Below are 17,785 nucleotides of genomic sequence, written 5' to 3'. Positions count from 1 at the left end.
TGTCGCGCATCATGTTTTCTTGTGGGGAGTTTCCATGCATATCAATATTGCCTGGCAGGATGTCGACACCGTGTTGTTAGATATGGACGGCACGCTGCTCGACCTGGCATTCGATAACTATTTCTGGCAAAAACTGGTGCCGGAAACCTATGGCGCGAAGCAGGGTATCTCTCCCCAGGAAGCCCAGGACTATATTCGTCAGCAGTATCATGCCGTGCAGCATACGCTAAACTGGTACTGCCTGGATTACTGGAGCGAGTGCCTGGATCTGGATATTTGCGCCATGACAACGGAACAGGGACCGCGCGCCGTTTTGCGTGAAGATACCGTACCGTTTCTTGATGCTTTAAAAGCCAGCGGCAAGCGCCGTATTTTGCTCACCAACGCGCATCCGCATAATCTGGCGGTGAAGCTGGAGCATACCGGTCTGGCCTCACACCTTGATTTATTACTTTCCACCCACACATTTGGTTATCCCAAAGAGGATCAGCGGTTATGGCACGCTGTGGCTGAAGAAACGGGAATGAGTGCAGAGAAGACGCTGTTTATTGACGACAGCGAACCCATTCTCGACGCCGCTGCTCTGTACGGTATTCGTTACTGCCTCGGCGTGACCAATCCCGACTCCGGCATCGCCGAAAAGCAGTACGCACGCCATCCGTCACTGAATGACTACCGCCGACTGATCCCCTCACTGATGTGAAGGAGACGCCATGAAAGAAAAGCCCTCTGCTGAAGTCAGGCTGGATAAATGGCTGTGGGCTGCACGCTTTTACAAAACGCGTGCGCTAGCCCGCGAAATGGTTGAAGGCGGTAAGGTGCATTACAACGGCCAGCGCAGTAAGCCGAGCAAGATTGTCGAGCTGAACGCCACCCTCACCCTTCGCCAGGGAAATGACGAGCGAACGGTCATTATCAAGGCCATTACCGAGCAGCGTCGCCCGGCAACGGAAGCCGTTACGCTGTATGAAGAAACCGCGGAAAGCGTGGAAAAACGCGAAAAAATGGCGCTGGCGCGTAAACTTAACGCGTTAACCATGCCGCACCCGGACAGACGACCGGACAAGAAAGAGCGCCGCGACCTGTTACGATTTAAACATGGCGACAGCGAGTGACTGTCACCTGCAAGAGAGATGATTATGCCGCAACATGACCAATTACATCGTTATCTGTTTGAAAACTTTGCCGTGCGCGGCGAGCTGGTGACCGTTTCGGAAACCCTGCAACAGATCCTCGAAAATCATACTTACCCGCAGCCGGTCAAAAACGTACTGGCTGAGCTGCTGGTTGCCACCAGCCTGCTCACCGCTACGCTGAAGTTTGCCGGTGATATCACTGTGCAGTTGCAGGGTGATGGTCCGCTGAGCCTGGCCGTCATCAACGGCAACAACAATCAGCAGATGCGCGGCGTGGCCCGCATGCAGGGTGATATTCCTGAAGATGCCGATTTGAAAACCCTGGTGGGCAACGGCTACCTGGTGATCACCATTACCCCGGAAGAAGGCGAGCGTTATCAGGGCGTGGTCGGTCTGGAAGGTGACACGCTGGCAGCCTGTCTGGAAGACTACTTCATGCGTTCCGAACAGCTGCCGACACGCCTGTTCATCCGCACTGGCGACGTTGATGGCAAACCCGCTGCTGGCGGAATGCTGCTGCAAGTGATGCCGGCGCAAAACGCACAGGCAGATGATTTCGATCACCTGACCGCCCTGACCGAAACCATCAAGGCCGAAGAGTTGCTGACGCTGCCGGCCAACGAAGTGCTGTGGCGCTTATACCACGAAGAAGAGGTTACTCTCTACGATCCGCAGGACGTTGAGTTCAAATGCACCTGTTCACGCGAACGCTGCGCAGGCGCACTGAAAACGTTGCCGGACGAAGAAGTTGACAGCATTCTGGCGGAAGAAGGCGAGATCGATATGCACTGCGATTACTGCGGTAGCCACTATCTGTTTAACGCCATGGATATTGCAGAGATCCGCAGCAACGCCTCCCCTGCCGATCCACAGGTGCATTAATCACCGTCTTGCCTGAAGGCGCTTATCAGGCCTACGGAAAAACTGTCGTAGGCCGGATAAGGCGTTCGCGCCGCTATCCGGCAAAAACGCTGTCGGCAACACACTCACTCGGTGTAATAAGTCATCGGCAGTCTTTTGCCATCAATAGTGATATCCCGCCAGATTCTGGGGGCTGAACCCAGTTGCTGATTCGCCACCGCCTGCAGCAATTTATCCTTATTGAATCCTTCAGGTAGCCTGGCAACAGCTAACAAATCCCATTTGTTTTTCTGCATGCCGAAGACCAGACTCTCCCCATCGCCAAAAGCATATAGCACCTGCTCAGGATGACCATCCGCATTGAGGTCCTGACTCACCAATACGCACGCATTCTGCTCAGCACAAGAGGTGATGCGATACCCCTGTGCTTTGACAAACGTCCAGAACGCATCGTCTGGCTTCTCGCTCCCCGGAGCAATCACAACCTTCGATACTAACTGTGTTGCGGTTAGCTCTTTAACCGGATCCCGGCTCCCTTGCAGCAGAGAATTCAAGTCGCGTCTGCGCTTACTGTCTTGATTAAACGCCACATCTTTTTGTAATGCTTCCAACGCTGCGCGCCCCGGTTTTCCGCTGTGATCCAACATATACAGGCTGACCTGATCCGGTTTAATTTTCCCGCTGTGATACAGCCCCATATGGCTGCTAACGCTGATACGCCAGGCATCAATAACCGGCGACGACAGCAGAACCAACAGCCCCAATGCCAGCAACGAAACGCCAAGAATGACCGGCCCCTGAAGCTCAAGCGGATTGCGCCCGCGGCGTAAAATGCTGGCCAGATAGCCAAACGACCATACCAGCAGTACCACGACCACCAGCACGCCATACAAACGCTCAGGCGTCCAACCGTACTGCTTGTATTCGCACCCACAGTGACCAACCGGCAATCAGCATATAGATGGGCGCGACAATCAGAGAGCATTTGATCAGGTAGCGTAACGCGCCAGGATAGGGTAACGCCTCTTTTTGCGGTTCACGCACGATAGCCATCAACAGCAACAGGAGCAGCGTCAGCGTTGACATCAACCCGGCCGCAGACACGCGTTGCGAAATAGCCTCCAGTCCGGTGAAGGGCAAGGTCAGTATGAACATCAGCGCCAACAGCGCGACCAGAGGTAACAGACCGGTGGCAATAAACGTCAGTAATTTTTGTACCGCCGTGACCAGACGCGACTGTGTACGAGCCAGTACCACTGCCAGTGCGGTAATCAGACCAAAGGCCACATAGCCAAACCAGTCGGTATCAAAGAAGAGCGTGCTGAAGAAGGGAATACCGACCAGCTTAAACATCTCGCTCCATAGCAGGAGCACCAGCCAGAACAGACCGTTGGCGACAAAGACAATCAGCAACGTCAACGCATTAAGCCACAATTGCCGATAAAAATGCGGGTAACGCGCCTGCTCACGAGAGACATGAAGCGAGTACTGAATCCAGGGCAAGGCAAGCATCGCCATCAGCAGTAAGCGCCAACCGTAGAACATAAAAACTTCATGTTGCCGCCACTTATCACTGTCCTCGACTTGCCACTTTAGCCAGACGCTCATCGCCAGCACCACAACAAAGATCAGCGCCATCCAATACCACAGCGCGCGTTGTTTGAAAGAAACGACAGTAAGCAAAAGTGCCGAGGTGATCGCAATCGTCGCAGGCATGCCATAGAACAGCCAGTCGTCGTTATGGGGCACCAGATATGTCATCAGCAGGTAGCATAATGCCCCCTGCAACAGGCCGATAAATATTATGCCCAAACGCGTTGTACGTGAAATTTCAGCACTATCCATGTCAGTTTCCAGAATGAAGGGAAAAGCTAATTATCGCATCAACTTCACAATTTTGAGCATTGGTAGGCTGATTTCAGACTAACGCGACGGGAAGTGAATCGATATTGTATATGTATGAGTTACGTTATTTTCTTACGTGAATGCGATTACACTCACAAGATTCCCGCCAAAAACACTCTTCATTAACGTTTTAAGAACATTTTCCACAACAAAAAAGGGTTTCCTGCCATAATATCCGCCTCTTTGTGACAGGAGTCGCAGCGTATTCGGTAACCCGTGATTTTCCCGGATGCGTAAATCTATGAGCCTTGTCGCGGTTAGCAATCCCTAAAAAACCTTACTATTCCAGGTAATACATATTGGCTAAGGAGCAGTGAAATGCGTGTGAACAACAGTTTAACCCCGCAAGATCTCAAGGCTTATGGTATCAATGACGTTCAGGATATCGTTTACAATCCAGACTACGACACGCTTTTCCAGGAAGAACTTGATCCAAACCTGGAAGGTTATGAACGTGGCGTGTTAACGAATCTGGGCGCCGTTGCCGTTGATACCGGTATCTTTACCGGACGTTCGCCAAAGGATAAGTACATTGTCCGTGACGACACCACGCGCGACACGCTCTGGTGGTCCGACAAAGGTAAAGGTAAGAACGACAACAAACCGCTCTCCCCGGAAACCTGGCAGCATCTGAAAGGATTAGTTACCCAGCAACTTTCCGGCAAGCGCCTGTTTATCATTGATGCATTCTGCGGCGCTAACGCCGATACCCGTCTTTCCGTGCGCTTCATTACCGAAGTTGCCTGGCAGGCGCATTTCGTCAAAAACATGTTCATCCGCCCAAGCGACGAAGAGCTGGTTGATTTTAAACCGGATTTCATCGTGATGAACGGCGCTAAGTGCACCAACCCACAATGGAAAGAGCAGGGTCTGAACTCTGAAAACTTCGTGGCTTTCAACCTGACTGAGCGTATCCAGCTGATTGGCGGCACCTGGTACGGCGGCGAAATGAAGAAAGGTATGTTCTCCGTGATGAACTACCTGCTGCCGCTGAAAGGCATTGCCTCCATGCACTGCTCAGCAAACGTCGGGGAAAAAGGTGATGTGGCAGTCTTCTTTGGCCTGTCCGGTACCGGTAAAACAACTCTGTCCACCGATCCGAAACGTCGCCTGATTGGCGATGACGAACACGGCTGGGATGACGACGGCGTATTTAACTTCGAAGGCGGTTGCTACGCGAAGACCATCAAACTGTCTAAAGATGCCGAGCCAGAAATCTACAACGCAATTCGTCGTGACGCGCTGCTGGAAAACGTCACCGTGCGCGAAGATGGCTCCATCGACTTCGACGACGGTTCCAAAACTGAAAACACCCGCGTTTCCTACCCGATTTATCACATCGATAATATCGTTAAGCCAGTGTCAAAAGCGGGTCATGCAACGAAGGTTATCTTCCTGACTGCCGACGCATTTGGCGTGCTGCCGCCGGTTTCTCGCCTGACAGCAGACCAAACTCAGTACCATTTCCTGTCTGGCTTCACCGCCAAACTGGCCGGTACCGAACGCGGCGTTACCGAACCGACCCCAACCTTCTCTGCCTGCTTCGGCGCAGCATTCCTGTCTCTGCACCCAACGCAGTATGCAGAAGTGCTGGTGAAACGTATGCAGGCGGCAGGTGCGCAGGCGTATCTGGTTAACACCGGCTGGAACGGTACTGGCAAACGTATCTCTATCAAAGATACCCGTGCGATTATTGACGCCATCCTGAACGGTTCGCTGGATGACGCAGAAACGTTCCGTCTGCCGATGTTTGACCTGGCTATCCCGACCGAGTTGCCGGGCGTGGATACGCGCATTCTCGATCCGCGTAATACCTACGCGTCTCCAGAGCAGTGGCAGGAAAAAGCCAATGCACTGGCGAAACTGTTTATCGAGAACTTCGAGAAATACACCGACACCCCTGCGGGTGAAGCGCTGGTTAGCGCCGGACCGAAGCTGTAACGAAAAATGCCGGATGGCGGTTGCCACATATCCGGCCTACAGCAACAAAAAGGGAGGCATTTCGCCTCCCTTTCTTATACGTCTTTCGTGATACCCTGCGCGCGAGTGAAAGGAACCGGAAGCCATGCACGAATCGACAACCCACCACGTTCACTGGTACCAATCTCCAGCATGCCGTTATGGTTATCGATAATACGTTGCACAATCGCCAGACCCAGCCCCGTGCCGCTGGTACTGCGCGCGCTGTCGCCGCGGACAAATGGCTGGAACAGGTGCTTACGCTGCTCCGGCTTGATGCCCGGACCATCATCTTCTACCTGGAACCAGGCGCGATGCGTCTCCGTACCGCTACTGACCTTAATCCAGCCATTGCCGTAGCGGGCGGCGTTAACCACCATATTGGCAACCGCACGCTTGATCGACAGCGGGTGCATCTTCACCTGAATGGCGCCAGGCTGCAGCGCAGTTTCGATTTCACGTTCATAGCCGCTTTCTGCCGCAACCACTTCACCCAGCACCGAGTTCAGATCCGCCATCTCCATCGGCATCTCCTGACCGGTACGCAGGTAATCGATGAACTGCTCGATGATGGCGTTACACTCTTCGATGTCCTTATTGATGGACTCCGCAAGATAACCGTCCTCTTCGCCCATCATTTCCGTTGCCAGACGAATACGCGTCAGCGGAGTACGTAAATCGTGGCTCACGCCCGCCATTAACAGCGTACGGTCATCGGCCAACTGCTTCACACCTGCGGCCATATGGTTAAAGGCTCGGGTTACGGAGCGCACCTCTGAAGCGCCATACTCACGCAACGGCGGTGGAATGATACCTTTCCCCACCTGCAGCGCCGCATGTTCAAGATCCACCAACGGTCGGTTCTGGATACGGATAAACAGCCACGCGCCACCGATAGCCAGCAGCATAATCGCCAGCGTATAGCGGAACAGCGGTGAGAAATCGCCTTGATGAATTTCCGTAAGCGGCACACGTACCCAGATGTTGGGCGACAGCCAGGTTTTCAGCCACACAACCGGCGAGCTTTTGTTTACCTCAACGCGGACTTCCGTTGGGCCACCCAACTGCTGCGCCATCTGATGGCTTAAGAATTCATAGTGTTGCGCCCAACGCAGTCCGGCTTCTTCAGCGGCCTCGTTGGAATAGAGGGAAATACCCAGCTCACGATAAATTTCCCGACGGAATGCGGGCGGCACCACCAGTTGCGTACCGTCCTCCAGCTGTAGTTTATCGGTCATCAGCATACGAACTTCGTAGGCCAGGACCTTATTAAACTGCTGGAGGCTCGGCAGAATCGCGAAGTTCAGCACGACCAGGTAAGTCGTCACCAGGCTGGCAAACAGCAAGGTGACGATGAGCAATAACGTGCGGGCAAACGAACTTCGTGGCGAGAAGCGCATTCGCCTCATGCTTTAGAACCGTCCGGAACAAAGACGTAGCCCAGACCCCATACGGTCTGAATGTAGCGTGGATGCGCCGGGTCTTCTTCCACCATGCGACGCAGACGGGAAATCTGGACGTCGATAGAACGTTCCATCGCAGAATATTCACGACCACGGGCCAGGTTCATCAACTTGTCGCGGGACAGCGGCTCACGCGGATGGCTGACCAGTGCTTTCAGCACCGCAAACTCACCGCTGGTGAGCGGCATAGGCTCATCTTCACGGAACATTTCACGCGTACCGAGGTTCAGTTTGAACTTACCAAACGCAATGACTGCTTCTTCCTGAGAAGGCGCGCCCGGCAGTTCATTCGCCTGACGGCGCAGGACTGCGCGAATACGTGCCAGTAGCTCACGCGGGTTAAACGGTTTCGGAATGTAATCGTCAGCGCCGATTTCCAGTCCTACAATACGGTCCACTTCTTCGCCCTTCGCCGTGACCATAATGATCGGCATCGGGTTGCTCTGGCTGCGCAGGCGACGGCAAATAGACAGGCCATCTTCTCCCGGCAGCATTAAATCCAGCACCATCAGGTGGAAAGACTCACGGGTCAGCAGACGATCCATCTGCTCAGCGTTTGCGACGCTTCGAACCTGGAAGCCCTGCTCGGTCAGATAACGCTCCAGAAGCGCACGTAAGCGCATGTCGTCATCGACCACCAGAATCTTATAGTTCTCTTGCATTGTTATTACTCCCAAAGGTTCGCAACAATTAAGTGTATATTCTTAAGAAAGCTAACGTGAGTCACCAGCGAATTCTGGTATGAATTCCAGGCTAAATTGTTACAAAGCATATTAAACAGCAGCTTAAGTATACAATGTTTCTCGCAATACATTATTTATTCTGTTGATATGCTCACGTAATACTAATTGTGCGTATCATCACAGAGTCGAAGGTAAAACAATAAGATGAAAACGCCCCTGATAACCCGTGAAGGGTATGAAAAACTCAAACAAGAGCTGAATTATCTCTGGCGTGAAGAGCGCCCGGAAGTCACCAAAAAAGTTACCTGGGCCGCAAGTCTGGGTGACCGCAGCGAAAATGCCGACTACCAGTATAATAAAAAGCGCCTGCGTGAGATCGACCGCCGCGTCCGATATTTGACCAAGTGCATGGAGAATCTGAAAATCGTCGATTACTCCCCGCAGCAGGAGGGCAAAGTCTTCTTTGGCGCATGGGTTGAGATTGAAAATGACGATGGCGACATCCGCAAATTCCGTATTGTTGGCTACGATGAGATCTTCGGTCGTAAAGATTACATCTCTATCGACTCACCAATGGCGCGGGCGCTGCTGAAAAAAGAAGTCGGCGATCTCGCAGTAGTAAACACCCCTGGTGGCGAAGCCAGCTGGTACGTGAACGAGATTGAATACGTTAAGTGAGACCGGAACAATCCGAAGCCCCGGCAGATGGCTGGCATTTTTGTCAGTCAATCCGTATAACTATCCCCTGATTTTTTATCCTATAGACGAAGCTATCCATGATGAATGATTCTTTCTGCCGCATTATCGCAGGTGAAATTCAGGCTCGTGCTGAACAGGTAGAAGCTGCCGTTCGCCTGCTTGACGAAGGGAACACCGTGCCGTTTATCGCACGATATCGTAAGGAAATCACCGGCGGTCTGGACGATACGCAACTGCGTAATCTGGAAACCCGTCTGGGATATCTGCGTGAACTGGAAGACCGCCGTCAGGCAATCCTGAAATCTATCGGCGAGCAAGGCAAACTGACCGACGACCTGGCGAAAGCGATCAACGGCACGTTAAGTAAGACCGAACTCGAAGATCTCTATCTGCCGTACAAACCTAAGCGCCGTACCCGTGGGCAGATTGCCATTGAAGCAGGCCTTGAGCCGCTGGCAGACCTGCTGTGGAACGAGCCGTCTCACGACCCGGAAACAGAAGCCGCTAAATATCTCAACGCCGACAACGGCGTGGCGGATACCAAAGCGGCCCTCGACGGCGCACGTTACATCCTGATGGAACGCTTCGCTGAAGATGCCGCGCTGCTGGCGAAAGTGCGTGACTACCTGTGGAAGAACGCGCATTTGGTTTCCACCGTGGTAAGCGGTAAAGAAGAGGAAGGCGCGAAATTCCGCGACTACTTCGATCACCACGAACCGATCTCTACCGTGCCATCCCACCGTGCGCTGGCCATGTTCCGTGGCCGTAACGAGGGCGTGCTGCAGCTTTCGCTGAATGCCGATCCGCAATTCTATGAGCCGCCAAAAGAGAGCCACGGCGAGCAAATCATTCAGGATCACCTTGGCCTGCGACTGAACAACGCACCGGCAGACAGTTGGCGTAAAGGCGTTGTGAGCTGGACATGGCGAATTAAGGTGCTGATGCACCTCGAAACCGAACTGATGGGCACCGTGCGCGAACGCGCGGAAGATGAAGCAATCAACGTCTTTGCCCGTAACCTGCATGACCTGCTGATGGCGGCTCCGGCCGGCCTGCGCGCCACCATGGGCCTCGATCCCGGCCTGCGTACCGGCGTGAAGGTGGCGGTTGTTGACGGTACCGGTAAGCTGGTCGCGACCGACACCATTTATCCACACACCGGTCAGGCCGCCAAAGCCGCCGTTGCCGTTGCGGCGCTGTGTGAAAAATACAACGTTGAGCTGGTGGCGATTGGTAACGGTACAGCGTCGCGCGAAACCGAGCGCTTCTTCCTCGACGTGCAGAAACAGTTCCCGAAAGTCACCGCGCAGAAAGTGATCGTCAGCGAAGCCGGGGCATCGGTTTACTCGGCTTCCGAGCTGGCGGCGCAGGAGTTCCCGGATCTCGACGTTTCATTGCGTGGCGCAGTGTCTATCGCCCGTCGTCTGCAGGATCCGCTGGCTGAGCTGGTGAAAATCGATCCGAAATCGATCGGTGTGGGCCAGTATCAGCACGACGTTAGTCAAACGCAGCTGGCGCGTAAGCTGGACGCGGTGGTGGAAGACTGTGTGAACGCCGTCGGCGTCGATCTCAATACCGCTTCCGTTCCGCTGTTGACCCGCGTGGCCGGCCTGACACGCATGATGGCGCAAAATATCGTTGCCTGGCGTGATGAGAACGGTCAGTTCCAGAACCGTCAGCAATTGCTGAAAGTCAGCCGTCTGGGGCCAAAAGCCTTTGAACAGTGTGCAGGCTTCCTGCGCATCAACCATGGCGATAACCCACTGGATGCCTCCACCGTTCACCCGGAAGCCTATCCGATTGTGGAACGCATTCTGGCCGCTACCGAGCAATCGCTGCGTGACCTGATGGGCAACAGCAACGAACTGCGCAATCTGAAAGCCGCCGATTTTACTGACGAACGCTTCGGGGTGCCGACCGTCACCGACATCATCAAAGAGCTGGAAAAACCGGGCCGCGATCCGCGTCCTGAATTTAAAACCGCGCAGTTTGCCGATGGCGTCGAAACCATGAACGATCTGCTGCTGGGAATGATCCTGGAAGGGGCGGTCACCAACGTCACCAATTTCGGCGCGTTTGTTGATATCGGCGTTCATCAGGATGGTCTGGTGCATATCTCTTCGCTGTCGAATAAGTTCGTCGACGATCCACACACCGTGGTGAAAGCGGGCGACATTGTGAAGGTGAAAGTGCTGGAAGTGGACCTGCAACGTAAGCGTATCGCGCTGACCATGCGTTTGGACGAGCAGCCGGGTGAAACCAATGCGCGTCGCGGCGGCGGGAATAACGATCGCACTCAGGGCAATCGCCCGGCGCCAAAAGCGGCGAAACCGCGTGGCCGTGACGCCCAGCCTGCGGGCAACAGCGCGATGATGGATGCGCTGGCGGCGGCAATGGGTAAAAAGCGCTAAGTTTAAACCGTGTGCCGGATGACGGAATCAATACCTTATCCGGCATATTTAATATATGCCCCGCTTTTCACCACAATATATTTATCACTTTATTAACAGATGAAACCTTAATTAAACATTAAGATTCTCAATAATTACCTCCGCGAACCATTCTTTCCCTACCAGAATAAATATTGAGGAATATCAAAATTGGCTCAAATTATTATCCAATTGTACATTCCGTCACATTTATTCTATTGATGATAGAAACCATTCTCATTATCATTGTTTTGTTGATTATTTACTCTTTCCTTACGTTGGCTAATCATCTGGTCTCATGCCGCCCTGTCGCCCCATGAGGTAATCATCCAGTTAGCGAGATATAAGTAGGTCCCTATGCAATTCACTCCTGACAGTGCGTGGAAAATTACCGGCTTTGCCCGTGAAATCAGCCCGGCTTATCGTCAGAAACTGTTGTCACTTGGCATGCTGCCCGGCTCCTCCTTCAACGTAGTACGCGTCGCCCCGCTCGGCGATCCTATCCATATCGAAACGCGTCGCGTAAGTCTGGTATTGCGTAAAAAGGATTTGGCGTTATTAGAAGTGGAAGCGGTTTCCTGTTAATACAGTGAGTCTATAAAAATGAAAAAACTAACCATTGGTTTAATTGGTAATCCTAATTCCGGCAAGACAACTTTATTCAACCAGCTCACCGGCGCGCGCCAGCGTGTAGGTAACTGGGCTGGCGTTACCGTTGAGCGTAAAGAAGGTCATTTCGCCACAACGGACCATCAGGTCACGCTGGTGGATTTACCCGGCACCTATTCTCTGACGACAATCTCATCCCAGACCTCTCTCGATGAGCAGATTGCCTGCCACTATATTTTAAGCGGCGACGCGGATCTGTTGATCAACGTGGTCGATGCTTCAAACCTTGAACGCAACCTCTACCTGACGTTGCAACTGCTTGAGTTGGGCATCCCCTGCATCGTCGCGTTGAATATGCTGGATATCGCTGAAAAGCAGCAAATCCGTATTGATATCGACGCCCTCTCAGCACGTCTTGGCTGCCCGGTGGTTCCGCTGGTTTCCACCCGCGCCCGCGGCATTGAAGCGCTGAAGCTGGCGATCGATCGCTACAAAGAAAACGACACTGTCGAGCTGGTCCATTATGCCCAGCCGTTGCTGCAGGAAGCGGACTCCCTCGCCGACGCGATGGCCAAAGATATGCCGCTCAAACAGCGCCGCTGGCTTGGCCTGCAGATGCTGGAAGGCGATATCTACAGCCGCGCCTATGCGGGTGATGCCGCGCAAAATCTCGATGCCTCTATCGCACGCCTGAGCGAGACAATGGATGATCCGGCGCTGCATATCGCCGATGCGCGCTATCAGTGCATTGCCGCTATCTGCGATACCGTCAGCAATACTCTGACGGCAGAACCGAGCCGTTTCACCACCGCGGTAGATAAAATCGTTCTCAACCGCTTCCTCGGGCTACCGATTTTCCTGTTCGTGATGTACCTGATGTTCCTGCTCGCCATTAACATCGGCGGCGCACTGCAACCGTTGTTTGACGTTGGCTCCGTAGCACTCTTTATCCATGGTATTCAGTGGATTGGCTACACGCTGCACTTCCCGGACTGGCTAACCATCTTCCTGGCCCAGGGCCTTGGCGGCGGGATTAACACCGTGCTGCCGCTGGTACCGCAAATCGGCATGATGTATCTGTTCCTCTCCTTCCTTGAAGACTCCGGCTACATGGCGCGCGCCGCGTTTGTGATGGACCGTCTGATGCAGGCGCTGGGACTGCCGGGAAAATCGTTCGTCCCGCTGATCGTCGGCTTTGGCTGTAACGTACCGTCCGTGATGGGCGCACGTACGCTGGACGCCCCGCGTGAGCGTCTGATGACCATCATGATGGCGCCGTTTATGTCCTGCGGCGCACGTCTGGCGATTTTCGCCGTCTTTGCCGCGGCGTTCTTTGGTCAGAACGGCGCACTGGCGGTCTTCTCGCTGTACGTACTGGGTATCGTGATGGCTGTTTTGACGGGCCTGATGCTCAAACACACCATCATGCGTGGTGAAGCAACACCGTTCGTGATGGAGCTGCCGGTATATCACGTGCCGCACATCAAGAGTCTGATTATTCAGACCTGGCAACGCCTGAAAGGCTTCGTTCTGCGTGCAGGTAAAGTCATCATCATCGTCAGCATTTTCCTCAGCGCGTTTAACAGTTTCTCGCTGAGCGGGAAAATCGTCGATAACATCAACGACTCTGCTCTGGCCTCCGTTAGCCGTGTTATTACTCCTGTGTTTAAACCGATTGGCGTTCACGAAGATAACTGGCAGGCAACCGTAGGTTTGTTCACCGGCGCGATGGCGAAAGAAGTGGTGGTGGGTACGCTGAACACGCTCTATACCGCGGAAAACATTCAGGAAGAAGAGTTCAACCCGGCAGATTTCCACCTCGGTGACGAGCTGATCGGCGCAGTGGATGAAACCTGGCAAAGCCTGAAAGACACCTTCAGCCTGAGCGTACTGGCTAACCCTATCGAAGCCAGCAAGGGCGACGGCGAAATGGCGACGGGCGCAATGGGCGTGATGGGCGAGAAATTTGGCAGCGCCGCCGCCGCGTACAGCTACCTGATCTTTGTTCTGCTGTATGTGCCGTGCATTTCAGTGATGGGCGCTATCGCACGTGAATCCAGCCGTGGCTGGATGAGTTTCTCGATTCTGTGGGGCCTGAATATCGCCTACTCTCTGTCGACGCTGTTTTATCAGACGGTCAGCTACAAAGAGCACCCGACCTACAGCCTGGTGTGCATTTTAGCGGTCATCCTGTTTAACATCGTGTTGCTGGGCCTACTGCGTCGAGCTCGCAGCCGCGTGGACCTCGCACTGCTGGCAACCAACAGAACGGCGAGTTCCTGCTGTTCCAGCACGACTGGCGATTGCCACTAAGGTTATCGACAATGGCATCACTTATTCAGGTTCGTGATTTATTGGCTTTGCGGGGGCGCATGGAGGCAACACAAATTAGCCACACGCTGCATACCCCGCAGCCCATGATTGACGCCATGCTGAATCAGTTAGAAAAGATGGGCAAAGCGGTGCGGATTCAGGAAGATGCCGACGGGTGTCTTTCCGGAAGCTGCAAAAGTTGCCCGGAAGGTAAAGCCTGCCTGCGCGAATGGTGGGCTTTACGCTAATCAGATGCTATTTGCCGGATGGCGCTACGCTTATCCGGCCTACAAATGATGCAAACGTCCAGGCCGGATAATTCGTTTATGCAGATATCCGGCTTTTTTGCGTAATGGATTCCACATAGATTTCATTATTTCAACAAAAAAGATCTATCCTCCAGCCAGCTACGCATCGTTATTAATTCGTGGATGATTACTGCCGACCATGAAAGTAGAGTCTCGTCATCTTGTTTCTCAGGTGACGGATCGCCATGAATACTGACACGACTGCTACGCCGCATGACGCGATTTTCAAAACGTTCTTAAACCACCCGGCAACCGCACGCGACTTTCTTCAGCTCCATCTTCCAGCCTCTTTACAAAAACTATGCGATCTTAAAACGCTGCAACTGGAATCAGGCAGCTTTATCGAGGACGATTTACGCGCGTACTATTCCGACGTGCTGTGGTCGTTAAAAACTCGCGAAGGTGATGGTTACATTTACGCCATTATTGAACATCAAAGCAGCGCCGATGCTCACATGGCATTTCGGCTAATGCGCTATGCCATTGCGGTAATGCAGCGTCATCTGGATGCGGGACATAAGAAGCTGCCTCTGGTAATCCCCCTACTTTTTTATCATGGTGCAGCAAGCCCATACCCCTATTCACTTTGTTGGCTGGACGAGTTTGATGACCCAGAGTCCGCCAGACAGCTTTATAGCACCGCGTTTCCATTGATCGATATCACCGTTATGCCCGATGACGAGATTATGCAGCATCGCCGGATGGCGCTGTTGGAACTCATCCAAAAACATATCCGTAAACGCGATTTAATGGGGCTGGTAGAAAAACTGGCCATCCTGCTTGTTAAAGGACACGCTAATGACAACCAGTTGAAAGCCTTGTTTAATTACCTGATGCAAGCCGGAGACACCATGCATTTTGGGGAATTTATTCATGAAATCGCCGAACGTTTACCCCAACATAAGGACAAGTTGATGACTATCGCCGAAAGATTACGACAGGAAGGGCATCTTAATGGCCTTCAGGAAGGCCATCGGAAAGGATTACAAGAGGGGTTACAAACGGGCAAACGAGAGGAAGCTTTGCGCATCGCGACAACCATGCTAGTGGATGGTATCGACAGATTAACAATACTCAGAATTACCGGGCTTAGCGCTAAAGACCTGCCTGCGCAACCGCATTAATTTCAGGCCCGGCAAGCGCGACGCTACCGGGCAAATCAACATTGGCTATAGCTGTTGTTTTAACGCCACCAGCGCTGAGCAGAACTCCGCCGGATGCGAGATAAACGGCGCATGCGCCGCCTTAGCAAACACCAACGACTCGCTCTGCGGCCACAGGGCATCCAGCATCGGGACGACTTTGCGCGGCACCAGGCCATCAAGATAGCCGTACAACCGCAGGAAAGGCATTTCCACCGCGCACAGCGGTTCACGCAAATCAACTGTTTTCAGGATCTCCAGCCCGCCATTAAGCACCTCGACTTCCGGCATGGGTAAAGCAAGCACCGTTTTCTTCAACGCTCGCGCATCCTGACGCGCGGTTTCCGTACCCATCGTTTGCAATGCCAGAAAACGCTCCACTGTACGCTGGAAATCTTCGCTCAGCTGCTGCTGGAAGCCTGCCAGCACCTCTGGCTTGATACCCGGCCACTCATCCCGCGCGCTAAAGCAAGGGGAAGACGCGACGGTCACCAGCGCCTGAACACGCTCAGGATGCGTTAGGGCTACCTGACTCGCGACCAGCCCGCCCAGACTCCAGCCGAGCCAGATAGCTTTCTCCGATGCCTGTTTCAATACCCGCTCAGCCATCTCTTCCAGCGACATTGCACCGAAACCCTGGCTACGACCAAATCCCGGTAAGTCGACAAGATGCAGCGTAAAATGCGAACTCAGTTCCTCGCTTATGCAATGCCACACTTGCGCATTCAGTCCCCATCCGTGCAGCAGCACAAGATGGCAATTTCCCGAACCCTGGGTCTGCCACCAGATGTCATTCATCAGTTATTGTTCTCTTTTAGCCTGAAAGGATGCATCTATGCTAACAGTACCGGGATTGTGCTGGCTATGCCGAATGCCCCTGACGTTAGGGCATTGGGGGATCTGCTCAGTCTGTACGCGGGCAACGCGCCAACACGCCAGCCTATGCCCCCAATGTGGACTCCCTGCCGCTCATACCGTCATTCCCTGTGGGCGCTGCCTGCAAAAACCGCCGCCGTGGCAGCGGCTGGTCACCGTCAGCGACTATGTTCCGCCGTTGAGCGGGCTTATCCACCAGCTCAAGTTTTCGCGACGCAGCGAAACAGCCTCCGCTCTTTCGCGTTTGCTGTTGCTGGAGGTACTACAGGCCCGGCGCGTCAGCGCCCTTCCTCTGCCGGACAGGCTGGTCAGCGTCCCGCTCTGGCAACGTCGACACTGGCGCAGAGGGTTTAATCAGAGCGATTTACTGTGCCGTCCGCTTGCACGCTGGCTGGGTTGCGACTGGGACAGCCGGACCGTCTCGCGGGTTCGGGCAACCGCCACACAGCACCATCTCAGCGCCCGATTACGTAAACGTAACCTGAAAAATGCCTTTCGCCTTGAATTGCCGGTGCAGGGACTCCATATGGTTATTGTGGATGATGTCGTCACTACCGGAAGTACCATCGCGGAAATCGCGCAGCTGCTTTTACGCAACGGCGCGGCGACTGTCCAGGTATGGTGCCTGTGTCGAACCTTGTAGAGCCTCGATGATGGGCGTATTATAACCAAGTAAAATAGTCAACTATTAGGCCATTACTATGATCCATATTTCCGATGCTGCACAAGCGCACTTTGCCAAACTGCTGGCAAATCAGGAAGAAGGGACGCAAATCCGCGTATTTGTGATTAATCCCGGCACGCCTAACGCTGAATGCGGCGTTTCTTATTGTCCGCCGGACGCCGTGGAAGCAACCGACACCGCCATTAAATTTGACCTGCTGACCGCATATGTTGATGAACTGAGCGCACCGTATCTGGAAGATGCAGAAATCGATTTCGTTACCGACCAGTTAGGCTCCCAGCTGACCCTGAAAGCACCAAACGCCAAAATGCGTAAAGTTGCCGATGATGCGCCGCTGATGGAACGTGTGGAGTACATGCTGCAATCGCAGATCAACCCACAGCTGGCTGGCCACGGTGGTCGCGTATCTCTGATGGAAATCACCGATGAAGGCTACGCCATTCTGCAGTTTGGCGGCGGCTGTAACGGCTGTTCAATGGTCGATGTGACGCTGAAAGAAGGTATCGAGAAGCAGCTGCTGGCTGAATTCCCTGAACTGAAAGGCGTTCGCGATTTAACCGAACACCAGCGCGGCGAGCACTCTTACTACTAACGACCAGACTTGTAGGCCCGGTAAGACGCATCCGCGTCGCCACCGGGCATCGATGCCGGATGGCAGCGTAAACGCTTTATCCGGCCTACGCCCTTACATTTCTCTGCACGTACCCTGTAATAATC

General features: G+C 53.6%; 15 protein-coding genes and 1 pseudogene. 12 read left to right on the top strand and 4 right to left on the bottom strand.

Translation table 11 applies throughout. From position 1 onward, the window contains the following. Window positions 1-34 precede the first annotated feature (34 nt). Genes yrfG through hslO form a run of 3 tightly spaced genes read left to right on the top strand, consistent with a single transcriptional unit; the run spans window position 35 to window position 2,018 of the window. Window positions 35-703 (top strand): GMP/IMP nucleotidase, encoded by a 669-nt coding sequence (gene yrfG, locus OGV85_RS12145; protein ID WP_003023533.1) that lies wholly within the window; start codon window positions 35-37, stop codon window positions 701-703. Window positions 704-713: 10 nt separating this feature from the next. Next, window positions 714-1,115, top strand: a complete 402-nt coding sequence (gene hslR, locus OGV85_RS12140; RefSeq protein WP_003837900.1) for a ribosome-associated heat shock protein Hsp15 — start codon at window positions 714-716, stop codon at window positions 1,113-1,115. Window positions 1,116-1,139: 24 nt separating this feature from the next. Beyond that, a complete protein-coding gene (gene hslO / locus OGV85_RS12135) occupies window positions 1,140-2,018 on the top strand; it encodes an Hsp33 family molecular chaperone HslO (RefSeq protein ID WP_003023531.1) in 879 nt (292 codons plus the stop codon). Between the two features lie 104 nt (window positions 2,019-2,122). Here the strand turns inward: hslO and OGV85_RS12130 are convergent. Next, a pseudogene (locus OGV85_RS12130) lies at window positions 2,123-3,842 on the bottom strand (DUF4153 domain-containing protein). A 378-nt stretch (window positions 3,843-4,220) separates the two neighbouring features. Here OGV85_RS12130 and pckA point away from each other — a divergent pair. Continuing rightward, window positions 4,221-5,843 carry a phosphoenolpyruvate carboxykinase (ATP) gene (gene pckA, locus OGV85_RS12125; RefSeq protein ID WP_003023529.1) on the top strand — a complete coding sequence of 541 codons (1,623 nt, stop codon included), beginning with the start codon at window positions 4,221-4,223 and terminating at the stop codon, window positions 5,841-5,843. Between the two features lie 74 nt (window positions 5,844-5,917). Here pckA and envZ read toward each other — a convergent pair whose 3' ends face one another. Both envZ and ompR read right to left on the bottom strand, forming a co-directional pair. Then, window positions 5,918-7,270, bottom strand: a complete 1,353-nt coding sequence (gene envZ, locus OGV85_RS12120; protein ID WP_003837891.1) for a two-component system sensor histidine kinase EnvZ — start codon at window positions 7,268-7,270, stop codon at window positions 5,918-5,920. After that, window positions 7,267-7,986 carry an osmolarity response regulator transcription factor OmpR gene (ompR, locus tag OGV85_RS12115; protein WP_001157751.1) on the bottom strand — a complete coding sequence of 240 codons (720 nt, stop codon included), beginning with the start codon at window positions 7,984-7,986 and terminating at the stop codon, window positions 7,267-7,269. Before ompR ends, envZ begins: the two co-directional genes overlap by 4 nt. 225 nt (window positions 7,987-8,211) lie before the next feature. On the opposite strand from ompR, the gene greB reads away from it, so the two are divergent. The 6 genes from greB to OGV85_RS12085 all read left to right on the top strand — a co-directional run bounded on the left by greB (window position 8,212) and on the right by OGV85_RS12085 (window position 15,489). Next, window positions 8,212-8,685: a transcription elongation factor GreB gene (gene greB / locus OGV85_RS12110; RefSeq protein WP_003023524.1), complete on the top strand. Its 474-nt coding sequence runs from the start codon at window positions 8,212-8,214 to the stop codon at window positions 8,683-8,685. 98 nt (window positions 8,686-8,783) lie between these two features. Next, window positions 8,784-11,117: a Tex family protein gene (locus OGV85_RS12105; RefSeq protein ID WP_061547473.1), complete on the top strand. Its 2,334-nt coding sequence runs from the start codon at window positions 8,784-8,786 to the stop codon at window positions 11,115-11,117. Between the two features lie 375 nt (window positions 11,118-11,492). Next, the gene (gene feoA, locus OGV85_RS12100; protein ID WP_003023519.1) at window positions 11,493-11,720 is read left to right on the top strand and encodes a ferrous iron transporter A; all 228 of its coding nucleotides are present in this window, start codon (window positions 11,493-11,495) and stop codon (window positions 11,718-11,720) included. Window positions 11,721-11,738: 18 nt separating this feature from the next. Then, a complete protein-coding gene (feoB, locus tag OGV85_RS12095; protein WP_032937253.1) occupies window positions 11,739-14,057 on the top strand; it encodes a Fe(2+) transporter permease subunit FeoB in 2,319 nt (772 codons plus the stop codon). A gap of 11 nt (window positions 14,058-14,068) precedes the next feature. Then, the gene (gene feoC, locus OGV85_RS12090) at window positions 14,069-14,305 is read left to right on the top strand and encodes a [Fe-S]-dependent transcriptional repressor FeoC (RefSeq protein WP_003023516.1); all 237 of its coding nucleotides are present in this window, start codon (window positions 14,069-14,071) and stop codon (window positions 14,303-14,305) included. 245 nt (window positions 14,306-14,550) lie between these two features. Continuing rightward, entirely contained in the window at window positions 14,551-15,489 is a 939-nt protein-coding gene (locus OGV85_RS12085; RefSeq protein WP_061547472.1) for an Rpn family recombination-promoting nuclease/putative transposase, read from the top strand. Between the two features lie 45 nt (window positions 15,490-15,534). Here OGV85_RS12085 and bioH read toward each other — a convergent pair whose 3' ends face one another. Continuing rightward, window positions 15,535-16,305: a pimeloyl-ACP methyl ester esterase BioH gene (gene bioH / locus OGV85_RS12080; protein WP_061547471.1), complete on the bottom strand. Its 771-nt coding sequence runs from the start codon at window positions 16,303-16,305 to the stop codon at window positions 15,535-15,537. Between the two features lie 37 nt (window positions 16,306-16,342). Between bioH and gntX the strand changes: the two genes are divergently transcribed. Both gntX and nfuA read left to right on the top strand, forming a co-directional pair. After that, window positions 16,343-17,026: a DNA utilization protein GntX gene (gntX, locus tag OGV85_RS12075; RefSeq protein ID WP_061547470.1), complete on the top strand. Its 684-nt coding sequence runs from the start codon at window positions 16,343-16,345 to the stop codon at window positions 17,024-17,026. Window positions 17,027-17,084: 58 nt separating this feature from the next. Then, a complete protein-coding gene (gene nfuA, locus OGV85_RS12070; RefSeq protein WP_003023509.1) occupies window positions 17,085-17,660 on the top strand; it encodes a Fe-S biogenesis protein NfuA in 576 nt (191 codons plus the stop codon). Window positions 17,661-17,785 lie beyond the last annotated feature (125 nt).

The organism is Citrobacter sp. Cf132 (genome assembly GCF_030333885.1).
Lineage (GTDB): Bacteria > Pseudomonadota > Gammaproteobacteria > Enterobacterales > Enterobacteriaceae > Citrobacter > Citrobacter freundii.
The sequence above is the reverse complement of the archived record's forward strand: the minus strand, read 5'-3'. Positions and strand labels throughout refer to the sequence as shown.

What these genes read in the sequence shown, in the direction of transcription:
- ompR (WP_001157751.1), bottom strand. Translation starts at nt 7,986, where the DNA reads ATGCAAGAGAACTATAAGATTCTGGTGGTCGATGACGACATGCGCTTA.
- OGV85_RS12085 (WP_061547472.1), top strand. Translation starts at nt 14,551, where the DNA reads ATGAATACTGACACGACTGCTACGCCGCATGACGCGATTTTCAAAACG.
- bioH (WP_061547471.1), bottom strand. Translation starts at nt 16,305, where the DNA reads ATGAATGACATCTGGTGGCAGACCCAGGGTTCGGGAAATTGCCATCTT.
- OGV85_RS12105 (WP_061547473.1), top strand. Translation starts at nt 8,784, where the DNA reads ATGATGAATGATTCTTTCTGCCGCATTATCGCAGGTGAAATTCAGGCT.
- feoC (WP_003023516.1), top strand. Translation starts at nt 14,069, where the DNA reads ATGGCATCACTTATTCAGGTTCGTGATTTATTGGCTTTGCGGGGGCGC.
- envZ (WP_003837891.1), bottom strand. Translation starts at nt 7,270, where the DNA reads ATGAGGCGAATGCGCTTCTCGCCACGAAGTTCGTTTGCCCGCACGTTA.
- yrfG (WP_003023533.1), top strand. Translation starts at nt 35, where the DNA reads ATGCATATCAATATTGCCTGGCAGGATGTCGACACCGTGTTGTTAGAT.
- gntX (WP_061547470.1), top strand. Translation starts at nt 16,343, where the DNA reads ATGCTAACAGTACCGGGATTGTGCTGGCTATGCCGAATGCCCCTGACG.
- pckA (WP_003023529.1), top strand. Translation starts at nt 4,221, where the DNA reads ATGCGTGTGAACAACAGTTTAACCCCGCAAGATCTCAAGGCTTATGGT.
- greB (WP_003023524.1), top strand. Translation starts at nt 8,212, where the DNA reads ATGAAAACGCCCCTGATAACCCGTGAAGGGTATGAAAAACTCAAACAA.
- nfuA (WP_003023509.1), top strand. Translation starts at nt 17,085, where the DNA reads ATGATCCATATTTCCGATGCTGCACAAGCGCACTTTGCCAAACTGCTG.
- hslR (WP_003837900.1), top strand. Translation starts at nt 714, where the DNA reads ATGAAAGAAAAGCCCTCTGCTGAAGTCAGGCTGGATAAATGGCTGTGG.
- feoB (WP_032937253.1), top strand. Translation starts at nt 11,739, where the DNA reads ATGAAAAAACTAACCATTGGTTTAATTGGTAATCCTAATTCCGGCAAG.
- hslO (WP_003023531.1), top strand. Translation starts at nt 1,140, where the DNA reads ATGCCGCAACATGACCAATTACATCGTTATCTGTTTGAAAACTTTGCC.
- feoA (WP_003023519.1), top strand. Translation starts at nt 11,493, where the DNA reads ATGCAATTCACTCCTGACAGTGCGTGGAAAATTACCGGCTTTGCCCGT.